At 75.7% G+C, this 16,783-nt stretch carries 14 protein-coding genes; 9 read left to right on the top strand and 5 right to left on the bottom strand.

The genetic code is table 11. From position 1 onward, the window contains the following. Nucleotides 1-218: 218 nt before the first annotated feature. From mtrA to R2737_12800, 5 genes are all read left to right on the top strand, one after another. The gene (gene mtrA / locus R2737_12820) at nt 219-905 is read left to right on the top strand and encodes an MtrAB system response regulator MtrA (GenBank protein MEZ5117140.1); all 687 of its coding nucleotides are present in this window, start codon (nt 219-221) and stop codon (nt 903-905) included. Further along, the gene (gene mtrB, locus R2737_12815) at nt 902-4,291 is read left to right on the top strand and encodes an MtrAB system histidine kinase MtrB (GenBank protein ID MEZ5117139.1); all 3,390 of its coding nucleotides are present in this window, start codon (nt 902-904) and stop codon (nt 4,289-4,291) included. Before mtrA ends, mtrB begins: the two co-directional genes overlap by 4 nt. A gap of 210 nt (nt 4,292-4,501) precedes the next feature. Continuing rightward, a complete protein-coding gene (locus tag R2737_12810; GenBank protein ID MEZ5117138.1) occupies nt 4,502-5,347 on the top strand; it encodes a hypothetical protein in 846 nt (281 codons plus the stop codon). Between the two features lie 80 nt (nt 5,348-5,427). Next, a complete protein-coding gene (gene raiA / locus R2737_12805) occupies nt 5,428-6,063 on the top strand; it encodes a ribosome-associated translation inhibitor RaiA (GenBank protein MEZ5117137.1) in 636 nt (211 codons plus the stop codon). Between the two features lie 20 nt (nt 6,064-6,083). Further along, on the top strand, nt 6,084-6,776 hold the full coding sequence (locus tag R2737_12800) for a response regulator transcription factor (GenBank protein ID MEZ5117136.1): 693 nt from the start codon (nt 6,084-6,086) through the stop codon (nt 6,774-6,776). 41 nt (nt 6,777-6,817) lie between these two features. Here R2737_12800 and R2737_12795 read toward each other — a convergent pair whose 3' ends face one another. Further along, nucleotides 6,818-8,131: a crosslink repair DNA glycosylase YcaQ family protein gene (locus R2737_12795; protein MEZ5117135.1), complete on the bottom strand. Its 1,314-nt coding sequence runs from the start codon at nt 8,129-8,131 to the stop codon at nt 6,818-6,820. Next, complete coding sequence (locus tag R2737_12790) at nt 8,128-8,709, bottom strand: GNAT family N-acetyltransferase (GenBank protein ID MEZ5117134.1); 582 nt, start codon at nt 8,707-8,709, stop codon at nt 8,128-8,130. Before R2737_12790 ends, R2737_12795 begins: the two co-directional genes overlap by 4 nt. Before the next feature lie 143 nt (nt 8,710-8,852). Here R2737_12790 and secA point away from each other — a divergent pair, with 143 nt between their 5' ends. Next, complete coding sequence (gene secA, locus R2737_12785) at nt 8,853-11,816, top strand: preprotein translocase subunit SecA (GenBank protein MEZ5117133.1); 2,964 nt, start codon at nt 8,853-8,855, stop codon at nt 11,814-11,816. Between the two features lie 186 nt (nt 11,817-12,002). On the opposite strand, the gene R2737_12780 is transcribed toward secA, so the two are convergent. Both R2737_12780 and R2737_12775 read right to left on the bottom strand, forming a co-directional pair. Beyond that, complete coding sequence (locus tag R2737_12780; protein ID MEZ5117132.1) at nt 12,003-12,710, bottom strand: Rv3235 family protein; 708 nt, start codon at nt 12,708-12,710, stop codon at nt 12,003-12,005. Between the two features lie 149 nt (nt 12,711-12,859). Next, entirely contained in the window at nt 12,860-13,492 is a 633-nt protein-coding gene (locus R2737_12775) for a LysM domain-containing protein (protein MEZ5117131.1), read from the bottom strand. 139 nt (nt 13,493-13,631) lie between these two features. On the opposite strand from R2737_12775, the gene R2737_12770 reads away from it, so the two are divergent. Next, a complete protein-coding gene (locus tag R2737_12770) occupies nt 13,632-14,213 on the top strand; it encodes a hypothetical protein (GenBank protein MEZ5117130.1) in 582 nt (193 codons plus the stop codon). Nucleotides 14,214-14,236: 23 nt separating this feature from the next. Here the strand turns inward: R2737_12770 and R2737_12765 are convergent, their stop codons facing one another. Further along, entirely contained in the window at nt 14,237-14,479 is a 243-nt protein-coding gene (locus R2737_12765) for a helix-turn-helix domain-containing protein (protein MEZ5117129.1), read from the bottom strand. A 133-nt stretch (nt 14,480-14,612) separates the two neighbouring features. On the opposite strand from R2737_12765, the gene R2737_12760 reads away from it, so the two are divergent. Next, complete coding sequence (locus tag R2737_12760; GenBank protein MEZ5117128.1) at nt 14,613-15,314, top strand: hypothetical protein; 702 nt, start codon at nt 14,613-14,615, stop codon at nt 15,312-15,314. Beyond that, nucleotides 15,311-16,741, top strand: coding sequence for a hypothetical protein (locus tag R2737_12755; protein ID MEZ5117127.1), 1,431 nt, complete (start codon nt 15,311-15,313; stop codon nt 16,739-16,741). Before R2737_12760 ends, R2737_12755 begins: the two co-directional genes overlap by 4 nt. The last annotated feature ends 42 nt before the right edge of the window (nt 16,742-16,783 follow it).

Raw genomic sequence — 16,783 nt, 5'->3', positions numbered from 1 at the left:
GCCGTCGGGAACCGGATCGGTCACGTCGGTCCTCCCCTCGGGACGGCGCCGGGTCCGGTCCCGGTCGCGGTGTGCGGATCGAGCTCGTGGCGTGTCCGGATCGTCATCGTGCCACGCGGAACCGGGTGCGCGACGGGTCCGTCGCAGGGGGCATGAACCCGGTCCTCGGGCACGCCGTAGGCACGCAGACCCTCCTCGGCCGCCGCTGGGATGCCACCATGGCTCCCGTGAAGGGCCGCGTCCTGGTCGTCGACGACGACACCGCACTGGCGGAGATGCTCGGCATCGTGCTGCGCGGCGAGGGGTTCGACCCCGTGTTCTGCGCCGACGGGGAGACCGCGGTGCAGGCGTTCCGCGACGCCAAGCCCGACCTGGTGCTGCTGGACCTGATGCTCCCCGGCCGCGACGGCATCGACGTGTGCCGCGCGATCCGGGCCGAGTCCGGCGTGCCCATCGTCATGCTCACCGCCAAGAGCGACACCGTCGACGTCGTGGTGGGACTGGAGTCCGGCGCGGACGACTACATCGTCAAGCCCTTCAAGCCCAAGGAGCTGGTGGCCCGGATCCGGACCCGGCTGCGCCGCACCGAGGAGCCGCGGCCCGAGCAGCTGGAGATCGGCGACCTCGCGATCGACGTCGCCGGCCACGTGGTGCGTCGCGACGGCCAGCCGATCGCGCTGACGCCGCTGGAGTTCGACCTGCTGGTCTGCCTGGCCCGCAAGCCCTGGCAGGTGTTCAGCCGCGAGGCGCTGCTGCAGGAGGTCTGGGGCTACCGGCACGCCGCCGACACCCGCCTGGTCAACGTGCACGTGCAGCGGCTGCGGGCGAAGATCGAGCGCGACCCGGAGCGGCCCGAGATCGTGGTCACGGTCCGCGGCGTCGGCTACAAGGCGGGACCGCCGTGACGGAGGCCGCGACGCGCACCGGTGGGCGGGGCGTCGTCGCGGCCGCCCGCCGGGTGCGGTCCGCCTGGCGCCAGTCGTTGCAGTTGCGGGTCGTCACCACGTCGCTGCTGCTGTCCGTCGTCGTCGTCGGCCTGCTCGGCCTGCTGCTGATGTCCCGTGTCACCTCCGGCCTGGTGGAGGCCAAGGAGGTGTCGTCGGTCGGCGAGGCGACGGCCGGCCTGTCCGAGGCGCAGCAGCTGCTGGCCGCGGCCGACACCGGTCCGTCCACCCCGACCCCCTCCCGGCTGGTCGACACCGTGATCGGGCAGCTGGCCGCCCGGGCCGGCTCGCCGGGGATCTTCGAGGTGCTGCTGCTGTCGTCGGCCCCGGGCGGCGTCATCGACGCGCCCGAGCGGGGCACCAACCTGGTGTCCGAGGCCAGCGTCCCGCGCGACCTGCGCACCGCCGTCCTGACCTCGCAGCGCCAGTCCTGGACCTACACCGAGATCCGCTACCTCGACGGCCGGTCCGTGCCCGGCCTGGTCGTCGGCGCGCCGCTCACCGTGCCGACGGCCGGCCCGTACGAGCTGTACTACCTGTTCCCGCTGGGCCAGGAGCAGGCCACGCTGGACCTGGTCCGGTCCACCGTGCTGCTCACCGCCGTGCTCCTCGTGATCGGCCTCGGCGCGCTCGCCGCCCTGGTCACCCGCCAGGTCGTGACGCCGGTCCGCCAGGCCGCCGCGACCGCAGGCCGGCTGTCCGACGGCCACCTGTCGGAGCGGATGTCGGTGCGCGGCGAGGACGACCTGGCCCGGCTGGCCCGGTCGTTCAACGACATGGCCGCCAGCCTGGAGGACCAGATCCACCGGCTGGAGGAGCTGTCCCGGGTCCAGCAGATCTTCGTGTCCGACGTCTCGCACGAGCTGCGCACCCCGCTCACCACGATCCGGATGGCGGCCGACGTGCTGTTCGAGCAGCGCGACGAGTTCGACGCCGCGACCGCGCGCTCCGCCGAGCTGCTGCAGAACCAGCTCGACCGGTTCGAGGCGCTGCTCGCCGACCTGCTGGAGATCTCCCGGTACGACGCCGGGGCCGCGGTCCTGGAGGTGGAGCCCGCCGACCTGCGGGTCATCACCCGGCGGGCGGTCGAGAGCGCGCTGCCGCTGGCGGACCGCAAGGGGTCCGAGCTGGTGCTGCAGATGCCGGACGAGCCGTGCTCGGCCGAGGTCGACTCGCGCCGCATCGACCGGGTGCTGCGCAACCTCGTGGTCAACGCGATCGAGCACGGTGAGGGCCGGCCGGTCGTCGTGACCGTGGCCCAGGACGACGGCGCGGTCGCGGTGGGCGTGCGCGACCACGGCGTGGGGCTGCGCCCGGGGGAGTCGTCGCTGGTCTTCAACCGGTTCTGGCGTGCCGACCCCGCCCGGGCCCGTACGACGGGGGGCACCGGCCTGGGGCTGGCGATCTCGCTGGAGGACGCGCACCTGCACGGTGGGTGGCTGCAGGCCTGGGGGTCGCCGGGCGCCGGGTCGCACTTCCGGCTCACGCTGCCCCGGCACGCGGGCGACGACCTGATCGAGTCCCCGATCCCGCTGGAGCCGTCGGACGCGCCGGCGGAGCCCCCGGTCGGGGTGGCCGCCCCGTACGCCGGCGGCGCGCCGGCCGAGTCGGACGGGGTGGGCAGCCGTGAGCCGCAACCGTCCGCGGCGACCGCTCGCGGCGGTGCTGGCCGTCGTGGTCGCCGTGGCGACGCTTCTTGCCGGGTGCTCCTCGATCCCGACCAGCGGGCCGATCGAGCAGGGCCCCCAGATCGGCCTGGACCCGGAGGACCAGTTCATCCGGGTGATCGCGCGGCCGCCCCGGCCGGGGATGACGCCGACGCAGGTGGTCGAGGGGTTCCTGGAGGCCTCGGCCTCCTTCGACGGCGACCACGCGGTGGCCCGGGAGTACCTCGCGCCCCCGATCCGCCCGGCCTGGGACCCTCCGCCGGCGTCCGCGTGTACGACAGCCCGGGGCTCACGCTGGAGGAGACCGAGACCGGCCGGGTGTCGGCCACCGGCGGCCTGGTGGGGACGATCTCGGCCGACGGGCGGTTCGAGGTCGCCCCGCCCGGACGGGAGCTGTCCGAGGAGCTGGTGCTGGCGCAGGTGGACGGCGAGTGGCGCATCACCGCGCTCCCGCCGGGCCTGGTGCTGTCCCGCTCGGACGTCGAGCGGGCGTTCCGGACGTACGACGTGTACTTCTTCGACCCGGCGTTCTCGATCCTGGTCCCGGACCCGCGCACCATCCCCGTGATCGGGCCCGGCCTGGCGACGACGCTGGCGGCCGCCGTCCTGTCCGGTCCGACCCGCTGGCTGGCGCCGGCGGTGCGCACCGCCGTACCCGACGGCACCGAGCTGGCGCTGGAGGCGGTGCCGATCGAGAACGGCATCGCCCGCGTCGACCTCACCGCGCCCGCCCTGGGGGCCGACGACACCACCCGGCGCGCGCTGTCCGCCCAGCTGGTCTGGACGCTGAAGCAGCTGCCCGACGTGACCGCCGTGGACCTCACCGTCTCGGGCCAGCCGTACGTCGTCCCCGGCGCGACCTCCCCGCAGCCGCGGGACTCCTGGCCGAACGTCGATCCCGCGGGCCTCGCGCCGGGGACCACGCCGTACGTCGTCCGCGACCAGGCCCTGCTGCGGCTGGGGACCACCGGCCCGCAGCCGGTGGCCGGGGCCGCGGGGGAGGGCGACCCGCCGCTGGGCACGGTGGCGCTGTCCGCGGACGGGACCGCGCTGGCCGCCGTGTCGCCGGACGGGGCCCGGCTGTACACCGGGGAGGTCGAGCCCGGGGCGGCCCTGACGGAGCGGCTGGTGTCCGAGGGGCTGTCCGCCCCCGCGCTGGACCGCACCGCGACCGCGTGGACCGTGGACGGCACCGGCACCGTGCAGCGGATCGCCGCCGACGGCACCGTGACCCCGGTCGCCGTCGACGGCCTGCCGGACGACGCGACCGTGCTGGACCTGGCGCTGTCCCGGGACGGCACCCGGGCCGCGCTGGTGCTGCGGCGCGGGACCCGGACCCTGCTGCAGGTGGCGCGGATCGAGCGCCGGGGCGAGGACGTCCGCATCGCCGGACCGCAGCGGGTGGAGACCCGGCTGTCCGAGGTGGACGACGTGGTGTGGGAGGGGCCGGAGACGCTGGCCGTGCTGGCCTCCGACGGGGCCGGGCCGACCCAGGTCTTCCTGGTCGACGTCGCGCGGGGCACGCTGCGCGCCCTCGGCGCGCCGGAGGACCCCCGGTACGTCGCCGCGGCACCGGCGCAGCCGCTGCTCGTGGGCGCCGGGGACGGCCGCGTCTACCAGTCGTCGTCGGGGCTGTGGCGGCCGCGCACCCAGGGCACCGCGCCGGTCTACCCCGGCTGACGCCCCACGCCCGCCCCGTCCCTCCCGCCCCTCCCGCCCCTCGCATCCCCCCGGTGGCACGTTCGACCACGCCCGCCGGCCGGCGGCGTGGTCGAACGTGCCACCGGGCGACCGGGTGCGGGCGTCCCCAGGCGGGGGGGATCGCGACGCCCGTCCCCAGGGGCGCAGACGTACGAGGCACCACCGCCAGCGGCCCGGGAGAGTGCCCCCGTGTCGAACCGCAGGACCCGTCCCGGGCCGCCTTCGTGGGTCGCGGCGCTGCGCGACCTCGTCGAGGCCGCCGTCGACCTGGTGCTGCCGCGCGTCTGCGTCGGGTGCGGCGTGCCGGGCCGGTCCGCCTGCGCGCCGTGCCGACGGGGGTGGGAGGGACCCGGCCGGCGCCAGGACCCCGACCCGTGCCCGCCCGGGCTGCCCCCGGTGCACGTCGCCGCGGTCTACCGCGGCGGGGTACGGGCCGCCGTGATCGCGCACAAGGAGCGCGGCGAGCGTCCGCTCACCGGGACGCTGGGACGGGCCCTCGGCGCCGCGGTCCGGTCCGCCGTCGCGGGTGCCCCGGGAGGCCGGGGCCCCGGGCGTGACGTGCCGAGCCCGCGGCGGGTGGTGCTGGTGCCGGTGCCCACGTCCCGCCGGGCGATCGCGGAGCGCGGCGACGACTCGGTGCTGCTGATGGCCCGCTCCGCGGCCCGGGTCCTGCGGACGGAGGGCCTCGACGCGCGTGTCGTCCGGGCGCTTCGGCCGCGGGGACGGCGTCGGGACCAGGCCGGCCTGTCGGCCACCGAACGCCGCGACAACCTCGCCGGGGCGTTCGGCCCGCGCCGTCCGGCGGCGCGCCTGGCGGCCGCGGTCCGGGAGGCCCCGGACGCCGCCCCCCTGGTCCTGGTCGTGGACGACCTGGTGACCACCGGGGCCACCGCCCGCGAGGCGGTGCGGGCACTCACCGCGGCCGGCGTCCCCGTCGCGGCGGTGGCCGCGGTCGCCGCCCCCCGGCGCCGGTGGCGCCCAGCACGCGGCGGTGACCTCGTCGCTGGGGCTCCGTCGTCGGCCGCGGAGGGATAGCGTGGAAGCAGCACCTTCCGGGTGCTCGTGCAGCCGTCGTACGACGCGGGTCGTCGTACTCAGACCGGCAGGAGGACACCGTGGACGTCGTCGTGAGGGGTCGCAACCTCGACCTTTCCCAGCGCTTCCGTGAGCACGTCGAGGAGAAGCTCGCGCGCATCGACCGCTTCGGCGTGACGCTCAGCTTGATCGACGTGGAGGTGTCGAAGGAGAGCAACCCGCGGCTCGCGGACCGGGCGTTCGAGGTCGAGCTGACGTGTCGCGGCAAGGGCCCGGTGATCCGTGCGGAGGCTGCGGCGCAGGACAAGTACGCCGCCCTCGACGCCGCCTACGGGCGTCTGGAGGAGCGGCTGCGCCGCGCGGCCGACAAGCGCCGCGCCGGCCGCCGCGCCAACGGGTCCCTGGGAGAGTCGTTGGGGGACATGGTCGTTGCTGCCGCGCCGGCCGCCGTCGCCGTCGTCGAGGAGGCCGACGAGGTCGAGCCGCTGCCAGCCGGCGTGGTCTACGCCGAGGGCCCGGTCGTGGTGCGCGAGAAGTCGCACGCGTCGGCCCCGATGACGGTCGAGCAGGCACTCCACGAGATGGAGCTCATCGGCCACGACTTCTACCTGTTCAGCGACGCCGACTCGGGGATGCCCAGCGTGGTCTACCGCCGGCGGGGGTACGACTACGGCCTGATCCGGCTGCAGCCGGAGGACGCGGCGGTCGAGGCCTGAGCCGGTCGGCTGCCGGACCCGTGGCGGCGTCGACGCCGCCCGGGGGGCGTCGGTCGCCCGACGTCCGGGTGGTGCTGGTGGACCCTGCGCCGCTGTTCCGGCGCGGGGTGGCGCAGGTCCTCGCGGAGACGGCCGGGATCGTCCTGGTGGGCGAGGGTGGGGACGGTGACGCGCTGAAGGACCTCGCGGACCGGGCCCGGCCCGACGTCGTCGTCATGGATGGCCGGCTCGACGGGGCGGGGTCCGACCTGTGCACCGAGGTACGGCTGCGCCACCCCTCAGCCCGGGTGGTCGTCATCGTGGACGACGTCGCGGCGGCCGCCGAGCTGGCGGGACTGGTCCGGGCGGGAGCCACCGGCGTGCTGTCCCGCACCGCTACCGCCGCGGACCTGGTGGCCGCGATCAGCACCGTGGCCGACGGCCGCACGCTGCTCTCGCCGGACATGACGGCCCAGCTGCTGGACGAGTTCGCGCTGCTCGTACGGCGCGCTGACGGGCTGGACTCGACCCCCGGACGGCTGACCCGGCGGGAGCTGGAGGTGCTCCGGCTAGTGGCGCAGGGGTTGAACAACCGGGCCATCGCCGACCGCCTCTACATCAGCGAGAACACGGTGAAGAACCACGTGAGCAGCATCCACGAGAAGCTGCAGGTGCACTCCCGCACGGAGGCCGTGATCCGGGCCGTGCGGTCCGGCCTGCTCGACATCGGCTGACGCGGGCACCGCGCGGAGGTGTCCGGCTCCCGGTGCATCGGTCACCCTCCCGCGAGCGCGGCCCCCGCCGCGGCCACCAGGGCGGCGCGCGCCGACGCCGGGCGGACCTCGTCCACGGTCACCTCCGCGCAGCCGACCCAGCGCGCCGCCTCGGCCAGCGCCGCCGTGGTCCCCTCGACCGCGCCCGGCACCGGTGCCCCCGACCGGCCGGTCTCGAGGGTCACCCGGGTCGCGCGCAGCACCGCGGTCCGGTCGCGGCCGGAGCCCAGGGTCGCTCGCGCCGGGTCCACCCGCGCCACCAGTCGACCCCGGTGCAGGACCGGCATCGCGAAGTAGCCGTGCAGCCGCTTCGGCGCGGGGGTGTAGGCCTCCAGCCGGTGCTCCATGCCGAAGATGCGGGCCGTCCGGGCCCGGTGCCAGACCAGGGAGTCGAACGGCGACAGCAGCGTGGTCCGGTGCCGACCGCGGCCGCCGCCCGACAGCCAGGCCAGCGCGGCCGGGTCGGCCCACGCGGGCGACCCCGAGCCGGCGACCCGCACCGGCACCAGCCCGGCGTCGACCGCGTGCCGGCGCACGTCGGCGACCTGGAGCCGGTGCACGTCGGCCAGGTCGGCCGCGGTCCCCACCCCGAGGGCGACGCCGGACAGCCCGACCAGGCGGCGCAGGCACTCCTCGTCCGGCGGTCCGGCGACCCCGTCCTCCTCCGTCCACCCCGGTCCGGTGAGGACCTCCGGGGGCAGCGCCCGCTCCGGCAGGTCGTACACGCGCCGCCAGCCCACCCGGCGCGCGCAGACGACCCGACCGGTGTCCAGCAGCCACTCCACCGCGACCTTGGTCTCCGACCAGTCCCACCACTCGCCACCGCGCTTGGCCCCGCCGAGCTCGGTCGCCGTCAGCGGGCCGTCGGTGCGCAGCCGCTCCAGCACCTGGTCCTCGACTCCCGCCGGTACGTCGTGCCAGCGCAGTCCTCGGCGCCGGAAGTACCTGCGCCGGAACGCGAACCACGGCCACTCCTCCACCGGGAGGACGCATGCGGCGTGGGACCAGTACTCGAACGTGGTGGCGTCCCCCCGCGGGGCCCGCGCGCCCCACAGCGCCTCCTCGACCGCGTCGCGGCCCACCGGGCCGAGCCGGGCATAGGCCACCAACTCGTGCGAGCGCGCCAGCACCGAGATGGTGTCCAGCTGCACCGCGCCGAGGTGGTGCAGCACCTCGCGGACGGCCGCCACCCTCGCGCGGCCGCCGCGTCGCTCGGCAGTGGCGGGAGTCACCGGGTAGCCGGACCCCAGCAGGCCCTGCGCCCACAGCGCGACCCGGCGGGCCTCGTCGGCCGTCAGCTCCACCGGTGCGGTCACGGCCGGACCAGTCCGGAGGGCACCAGCGTGCCGAGCCACCCGTCGCGCCGCTCGCCCCGCTGGGGCAGGGCCAGCGGGACGGTCCGGTCCAGCACCCGGAAGCCCGCCGCGCGGGCGGTCCGGCGGGATGCCTCGTTGCCGGCGAACGCCCACCACAGGACGACCTCGCAGCCACCGTGCTCGAACCCCCAACCGCAGGCGAGGGCCAGCGCCCGGCGGGCCACCCCGTGGCCCCGGGCCCACGCGGCCACCCCGTACCCCACCTCGGCCCCGCCGGCGCCGTCGTAGCGCAGGTCGATGCCGCCGCAGTAGGAGTCGTCGGCGGCGTCCGCCACCGACCACACCGCCCCGGTGTGGTCCGCCCAGCTGTCCCGGCTGTGCCGGAGGAAGTCGTGGGCGTCGGCCTCGCCGTACGGGTGCGGGACCGTCGTCCACCGGACCATCTCCGGGTCGCGGCAGTGCCGGACGATGGCCGGAACGTCGTCCGCGGTAGGCGGCCGCAGCGTGACGACGCCGTCGCTGAGGACGGGCGGTCCGGCGGGGTCCTGCCAGCCGGGCGGTAGGGACGACTCGCTCACGGGTGCCATCCCAGCCCAGACAGGGGCTCGGCGGCGAGCGGTTTGCCCGGGTGGTGCGGTGTCGTGGACGGCCGGTGCGGGTCCGCGCCGCTCGCACGAATGGGGCCACCGGCGGCTGCCCGACTACCATGGCCGGGCGGCGGGTGACCCGCCGCGCTGTGGCGTGCCCCGGTCCGGGCCCGCCGCGCCAGCCGGACACGACGGAAGAGGCCGACGCCTTGGGCATCCTCGACAAGATCCTGCGCGCGGGTGAGGGCAAGACGCTGCGCAAGCTGGAGTCCATCGCAGCCCAGGTGAACGCGATCGAGGAGGACTTCGTCCACCTCAGCGACGACGAGCTGCGGGCGCTGACCGACGAGTACCGCTCCCGCTACCAGGCCGGCGAGACCCTCGACGACCTGCTGCCGGAGGCGTTCGCCACCGTGCGCGAGGCGGCGAAGCGCACCCTGGGCCAGCGGCACTACGACGTGCAGGTGATGGGCGGCGCCGCGCTGCACCTCGGCAACATCGCCGAGATGAAGACCGGTGAGGGCAAGACGCTGGTGTCGACCCTGCCGGCGTACCTCAACGCGCTGTCCGGCGACGGCGTGCACGTGGTCACGGTCAACGACTACCTGGCCGAGCGCGACTCCGAGTGGATGGGCCGGGTGCACCGGTTCCTGGGGCTGGAGGTCGGCTGCATCCTGGCCCAGATGAGCCCGGCGGAGCGGCGCAAGGCCTACGCCGCCGACATCACGTACGGCACCAACAACGAGTTCGGCTTCGACTACCTGCGCGACAACATGGCCTGGTCGCGCGACGAGATGGTGCAGCGCGGGCACAACTTCGCCATCGTGGACGAGGTCGACTCGATCCTCATCGACGAGGCCCGTACGCCGCTGATCATCAGCGGCCCCGCCGACCAGGCGACCAAGTGGTACTCCGAGTTCGCCCGCATCGCGCGCATCCTCAAGCGCGACACCGACTACGAGGTGGACGAGAAGAAGCGCACCATCGGTGTGCTGGAGTCCGCGATCGACAAGGTCGAGGACCAGCTCGGCATCGACAACCTCTACGACACGGTCAACACCCCGCTCGTCGGCTTCCTGAACAACGCGATCCGCGCCAAGGAGCTGTTCAAGCGGGACAAGGACTACGTGATCATGAACGGCGAGGTGCTCATCGTCGACGAGCACACCGGCCGCATCCTGCACGGCCGCCGCTACAACGAGGGCCTGCACCAGGCGATCGAGGCGAAGGAGACCGTCGAGATCAAGGCCGAGAACCAGACCCTGGCCACGATCACGCTGCAGAACTTCTTCCGCCTGTACGACAAGCTCAGCGGGATGACCGGTACGGCCATGACCGAGGCCGCCGAGTTCTCCCAGATCTACAAGCTCGGCGTGGTGCCGATCCCCACCAACAAGCCGATGCAGCGCGCGGACGAGCCGGACCTGATCTACCGGCTCGAGGAGGCCAAGTTCAACGCGGTGGTCGAGGACCTGGTCGAGCGCAACGAGAAGGGCCAGCCGGTGCTGGTCGGCACGACCAGCGTGGAGAAGAGCGAGCACCTGTCGGCGCTGCTGCGCAAGCGCGGCGTGCCGCACGAGGTGCTCAACGCCAAGCACCACGAGCGCGAGGCCGCGATCGTGGCGCAGGCCGGGCGCAAGGGCGCGGTGACGGTAGCGACCAACATGGCCGGCCGCGGCACCGACATCATGCTCGGCGGCAACCCGGAGTTCATGGCCGCGGCAGAGCTGGCCCAGCGTGGGCTCTCGCCGGTGGAGGAGCCGGAGGAGTACGAGGCGGCGTGGCCGGACGCGCTGGAGAAGGCGCGCAAGTCGGTCGCTGCGGAGCACGAGGAGGTCACCGAGCTGGGCGGCCTATACGTGCTGGGGACCGAGCGGCACGAGTCGCGCCGGATCGACAACCAGCTGCGCGGGCGTTCCGGCCGGCAGGGTGACCCGGGCGAGACCCGGTTCTACCTGTCGCTCGAGGACGACCTGATGCGGCTGTTCAAGGCCGACCTGGTCGATGCGTTCCTGCGTCGCTTCAACGTGCCGGACGACGTGCCGATCGAGGCGAAGATGGTCACCAATGCCATCAAGTCGGCGCAGTCCCAGGTGGAGGCGCAGAACTTCGAGATCCGCAAGGACGTGCTGAAGTACGACGACGTCCTGAACCGGCAGCGGCTGGTGATCTACGACGAGCGTCGCCAGGTGCTCGAGGGGGCGGACATCCACGAGCAGGTCCGCTCGTTCCTCGACGACACGGTCGAGGGCTACGTACGGACCGCCACCACCGAGGGCTACCCGGAGGACTGGGACCTCGAGCAGCTGTGGACCGCCCTGGGCCAGCTCTACCCGGTGGGCGTCACGATCGAGGAGATGGAGGAGCGCTCCGGCGGCGACCGCCACGGCCTCACGACCGAGTTCCTGGTCGAGGAGCTCAAGGAGGACGCGCACGAGGCGTACGACAAGCGCGAGGAGACGCTCGGCTCGGAGGTCATGCGCGAGCTGGAGCGGCGCGTGATCCTGTCCGTGCTGGACCGGAAGTGGCGTGAGCACCTGTACGAGATGGACTACCTGCGCGACGGCATCGGGCTGCGCGCGATGGCGCAGCGCGACCCGCTCATCGAGTACCAGCGCGAGGGCTTCGACCTGTTCAACGCGATGATGGACGGGATCAAGGAGGAGACGGTCGGCTACCTGTTCAACCTCGAGGTGCAGGTGGCCCCGCCGCAGTCGGAGGAGGTCGAGGAGGCCGTCGAGACGGTCACCTTCGCCACCGGCGGTCAGGCTGCGCAGGGGATCGCGGCCGCGGTGTCGTCGTCCTCGCGCCAGCCGGCCCCCGCGCCGGCCGGGTCCGGCGCGACCCGGGAGCGGACCCCTGCCCCGGTGGCGGCCGCGGAGGAGGAGCCCGCCGGCGGGGGGATGCCGTCGATCCTTGCGAAGGGCCTGGGCCCGGCACGGCCGCAACGGCTGGAGTACTCCGCGCCGTCGGTGGACGGCGCCGGCGGCGTGACGCATCGCGAGGTGGACGAGGACGCCGACCTCGAGGTGTCCGCGGACGCGAGCAGGGCAGAGCGCCGGCGCGCCGCTCGCGCGCAGCGCAAGCGCAAGCGGTAGCCGGGGCGCGGGCGGGCGGTGCGTCCGCCGGTCCGGCGTCACCGGCACGAAGCGACGAGGGGTGGGTCCCGCGGTCCGACCGCGAGACCCACCCCTCGCCGTGAGCGGTCCGACCCCCGTACGGACCGCGGCCCGACCGATGCCTCCCCCGCGGGCCTCGGCCGGTCGCTCCAGGTGGTGGCGGTCTCAGCCCACCGCCACCGCGGTGGCCAGCCAGCGGCCCCGGTGGGCCTCCAGCCGGATCGCCACGGCCCGGGCCCGCTGCGGCCCACTCACCACCGCGCAGGCCTCGACGATGCCGGGCGCGACGGGACACACGCGCACCGAGCGGACCTGTCGGACCATGGGTGATCGGCCCTGGTTCACCGGGTGCCGCCGCGCGCAGGCCGCGCGTCGGGCGAGCTCGGCGTGCACCGGGCGGGACGTCCAGCGCACCAGCTGTCCGGACGGGCGTTCGCCGCTCACCACCTCGAGCACGGCCCGGGCCAGCCGGGCCACCCACGGACCCGCGGGCGGGAGCCCGTCGGCCGGGTCCACCCCGCGCTCCGCGGTCGGGTCCGCCGCTGCATGCGCCGCGGCGTCCGGCGTGGGATCCGGGGCCGGCACGACGGGTGACCCGCCGACGAGCCGCAGATGGGCCGGGGCTTCGGGCTGTGCGGGCAGTCCGGACGGCAGCCGCCACTCCAGCGGAAGCTCCTCCTGCACCGGCGCTTCCCGGCGACCGCCGGGGATCAGCCGCAGTGCCGGGATGGCCCCGTCCGCGGGTGTCGAGCGGATCCCGGCAGCGTCGGTCGGGTCGGCGGCCGGGACGAGCGCCGCGTCCGGGGCCTCGGGTGGGCTCGGCGCGCGGCCGGCCCGCGTCGGTCGCGGTGTTGCTGGTGAGAGCACGGACATGAGGACCTCCGGACGGGGTGGGAGGACCCGGCGGGCGCCGAGGCCTCGGCCTGCGTCGGGGGTCGCGGGCGTCGGTGGTGCGGGACTCGCTCGTGCGGGCGGCGGACGTGCGGATCGAGCGCGGGCGGGCCGGACTCGCCGCGCCCCCGTCAGGGCGGGGTGAGCCGCATCCCCGGGAGCAGCAGGTGCGGGTCGGGGCCGATCGTGGACCGGTTGGCGGCGTACCAGCGGGGCCACTCCTCGGCGATTGCGGCGTCGGTGGCGTCCTGGCCCAGATGCTGCGCCGCGAGGGCCCACAGGGTGTCGCCGGGACGCACGACCACCGCGGCGCGCTGCTCCGTCGGCGGGGCTCCCCGGTCGGTCGGGTCCGGGGGGTGAGCGTCGGTATCCAGGCCCCAGGGGTCGACGGCCGCTCGCTCCGCCCTCGGCGGCGATCCCAGGTGGGGCAGGTCCGCCGCCCACCGCGCCCCGCTGAGCGAGGGCGCCCCGCCGAGCGAGGGTGGTGCGGCGAGGGAGGGTGGTGCGGCGAGGGAGGGTGGTGCGGCGAAGGCCGGGGACGCCGCCAGGCCGCCCAGGCCGGAGGCCACCGTGGCGGTGAGCAGCCGCCGGACCAGCCGGGGCGTGACGTGCTCGGCCGCGGCGCGGCAGGCACGCCCGGCGGCCCCCGGGAGCGTGGCGAGCAGGTGCAGGGCCAGGCCCAGCGCGGTGCGCGCGGCGAGCAGCGCAGCCATGGCGAGCAGCAGGACGGCCAGCAGCGCCTCGGCCTCGCGCAGGCCGCTCACGGCAACCTCGTGGTGGTCATGGTTCGTCCCCCTCATGCGCGTTTGCTTACGTTTGCCTTTGTATGCCATCGGTCGCGCTGCGGTCAAGGCCCGCTGTGGATACGGTGGACGGGACCACCGGCGAGGTCAGGGGGCACGGGTGAGCGGCGGCGCACGGTCGGGCGACCCGGACCGCTTCGAGCGGCTGTTCGAGGACCTGGAGTCCCGCGCAGACGCGCAGCAGCGGGCGGAGGACGACGCCCTCGGCGACGAGCTCGCCCGCGACGCTGCCCGACGGGTGACCCTGGTGGACCGGCTGAGGGCGGTCGACGGCGAGGTGGCTGCCGTGGTCCGGGGGGTCGGGGCCGTTCGCGGTCGGATCACCGAGGTCGGCGCGGACGTCCTCGTGCTGGGCGCGACGGACGGCAGCGAGTGGGCCGTCCCCGTCGCCGCGGTGCTGTGGGTGGACGGCCTGGGCGCCAGAGCCGTGGACGCGGACGCCGCCGGACCGGTGGCGGCCCGGCTCGGGTTCGCGGCCCTCGTGCGGCGGTGGTCGCGGGACCGGCTGCCGGTGACGGTGCACTTGGTGGAGGGCGGCGCCCTCACGGGGACGCCCGACCGTGCGGCCGCCGACCACCTGGACCTCGCCGAGCACGAACTGGACGAGCCCCGGCGACCGGAGGCGGTGCGCCGGGTGGTGGCGGTGCCGTTCGGCGCCATCGCCGCACTACGCCGCCGATAGGCGGCCCAGGAACGGCCCGCGGGCTACGTCGGGTCCGGGCCGTCCTCGTCGTCGCGGCCGAACGGGTGGGTGCGGACGAACGCCTCGGTCTCGGCGTACATCCGCGCGATGTAGTCCTCGAGTGCCTCGGCCTCGACCCGCCACTGGCCGCGGCCGCCGACCTTGATCGCCCGCAGGTCGCCGGCCCGGACGAGCGCGTACGCCTGGGCGGCGGAGATGTTGAGGACCTCGGCCACGTCGGCGAGGGTCAGGAAGCGCGGCGGCACGCGCGTCATCCTCCCAGAGCGCGACGAGGGGGGATCGGGCTCGTGTCCGATCCGTGGACAACGGTTTGGCGGATGGCGGCCGATGCCGCACCCTCGTCGCGGGGGAGGGTCTTGCTCACGGGGGAGTTGCCGCATGACCCGTACGTCTGTGCTGTCCGCTGCGCCGTCGCCGTCCGCGCCGGCGTCGCATCCGCTCGACTCACCGCCCGCTGCACGGGGGCGACCGCCGCGCTGGCGCGACGGCCGGGTGCTGCTCGGCCTGGTCCTCGTCGCGGTCTGCGTGCTCGTCGGTGTCCGCGTCGTCTCCGGTGCCGACGAGCGCACCCTGGTGTGGGCCGCCGCCCGCGACCTGCCGGCGGGGGCACCGCTCACGCCGGATGCCGTGGTCGCTGTCCCGGTGGCGCTGGGGGACCGCGAGGGCGCCTACCTGGCGGGGACCTCGGTCCCGGACGGGACCCTGCTCGACGGGGTCCGCGCCGGCGAGCTGGTCCCGCTCGCCGCGGTCGGGGCAACCGGCGCCCTCGCCGACCGCCGCCTGGTCACCGTCCCGGTCGAGCCACTGCACGTCCCGAGCGCCGTGGGAGCCGGCGACGTGGTCGACGTCTGGGTCACCCCGCGGGAGGAGGTCGACTCGTCCGCGGCGCAGCCGCGTCGCGTGCTCAGCGAGGCGATCGTGGCCGAGGTGGCGCTGGACGCCGTCGGCGCCGTCGGGGAGGTCGGGGTGGTGCTCGACGTCCCGGCGGACCTGGCGGTCGACGTCGTGGCCGCGATCCGCTCCGGCGCCGTCGACCTGGTCCGCGTACCCGTCGGGTCCGGCACCGGGGCCGCACGATGAGCGGCCCGGCCGGCGGGCTGCCGATTGTGCTGGCGGTGGGCGGCCTGGTGCACGAGTCGGCGCTGGTGGCCGCGTGCACCGCACGAGGGACCGGGCTGACCGTGGTCCGCCGGGCCGTGGACGCGGTGGATGCCGTCGGTGCCGCCGGAGCCGGCGGCGCAGCAGCGGTGGTGCTGTCCGCCCAGCTGCCGCGGCTGTCCGCCGACACCGTGCACCGGCTTCGCACGGCCGGGGTCGCGGTGGTCGGAGTCGCGGACGACGGGGACGAGGCCGCGGACCGCCGGCTGCTGCGCCTGGACGTCCCGCGCGTGGTCACGGTGCGGCGCGGGGCAGCGGCCGAGGCGGCCGCTGCGATCGGCGCGGCGATCGGCGACCTGCGTGCGCAGGGCGGCCCTGCCCGGGCGACGGCGGGGTATGCCGACCCTCGGCAGTCCCAGCGCCCGCACCCGCGGTCGCCCGCGGGCCCGGCGTCAGCACGGCCCCGGACCGGCGGCACCGACGGACCGGGACCCGACGTCCACGAGCCCGAGGCGGCGGCAACGCCGTCATCGCTGGTCGCCGTGTGGGGCCCGACCGGCGCGCCGGGGCGGACGTCGGTGGCACTCGGTCTGGCCGACGAGCTGGCCCGAGCAGGCACGCCCGCGCTGCTGGTGGACGCAGACCCCTACGGCGGCGCGGTGGCCGCGTGCCTGGGCATCCACGACGAGGCAAGCGGCCTGGCCGTCGCCTGCCGGCAGGCGGACCAGGGCGCCCTGGACGTGCCCGCCCTCGCGCGGGCGGCTCGCGGGCTGTCCGGCCGGTTGCGGGTGCTCACCGGCATCGGTCATCCGGAGCGGTGGGTGGAGCTGCGCCCGTCGGCGCTGGAGAGCCTGTGGCGCACCTGCGGGCACACCCCCGGGGTGACGGTGGTCGACACCGGCTTCTGCCTGGAGGCCGACGAGGAGCTGGCGTACGACACCCTGGCTCCGCGGCGCAACGCCGCCACGCTGACCGCGCTGCAGGCGGCCGACACGGTGGTCGCGGTCGGCGCCGCCGACCCGGTCGGCGTGGCCCGGCTGCTCTCGGCGCTGCCCGACCTGCGGGCCCGGGTGCCGGACACCCCGGTGCGCGTCGTCCTCACCCGGGTCCGCCGGGGACCGCTCGGCGCCGACCCGGCGGGCCAGCTGCGTACCGCGCTCGCACGCCACGCCGGGGTCGACGACGTCGTGCTCGTCCCCGACGACCGCAACGCGTACGACACCTGCCTGCGCGAGGGCCGCACGCTGGCGGAGGCGGTGCCCCGGTCGACCGCCCGAGCGGCGCTGCGGGAGCTCGCCAGCGGGCTGATCGACGAGCTCGCCCGGCCCGCGCCCCCCGGTCCGGGCGCCGCGGGAGCACGCCGCAGCAGGCGACGCGGGGTGAGGGCGGGTCGCCGCGCCGTCGCGTGATCAGCACGGCCACGGGTGGAACGTTCGGCCAGCGTCCCGCCA

The sequence above is a fragment of the Candidatus Nanopelagicales bacterium genome (assembly GCA_041393815.1).
In the GTDB taxonomy this organism is placed as follows: Bacteria; Actinomycetota; Actinomycetes; order S36-B12; family JAWKJK01; genus JAWKJK01.
The sequence above is the reverse complement of the archived record's forward strand: the minus strand, read 5'-3'. Positions and strand labels throughout refer to the sequence as shown.

What these genes read in the sequence shown, in the direction of transcription:
- mtrA (MEZ5117140.1), top strand. Translation starts at nt 219, where the DNA reads ATGGCTCCCGTGAAGGGCCGCGTCCTGGTCGTCGACGACGACACCGCA.
- R2737_12780 (MEZ5117132.1), bottom strand. Translation starts at nt 12,710, where the DNA reads ATGTCCGTGCTCTCACCAGCAACACCGCGACCGACGCGGGCCGGCCGC.
- R2737_12760 (MEZ5117128.1), top strand. Translation starts at nt 14,613, where the DNA reads ATGACCCGTACGTCTGTGCTGTCCGCTGCGCCGTCGCCGTCCGCGCCG.
- R2737_12755 (MEZ5117127.1), top strand. Translation starts at nt 15,311, where the DNA reads ATGAGCGGCCCGGCCGGCGGGCTGCCGATTGTGCTGGCGGTGGGCGGC.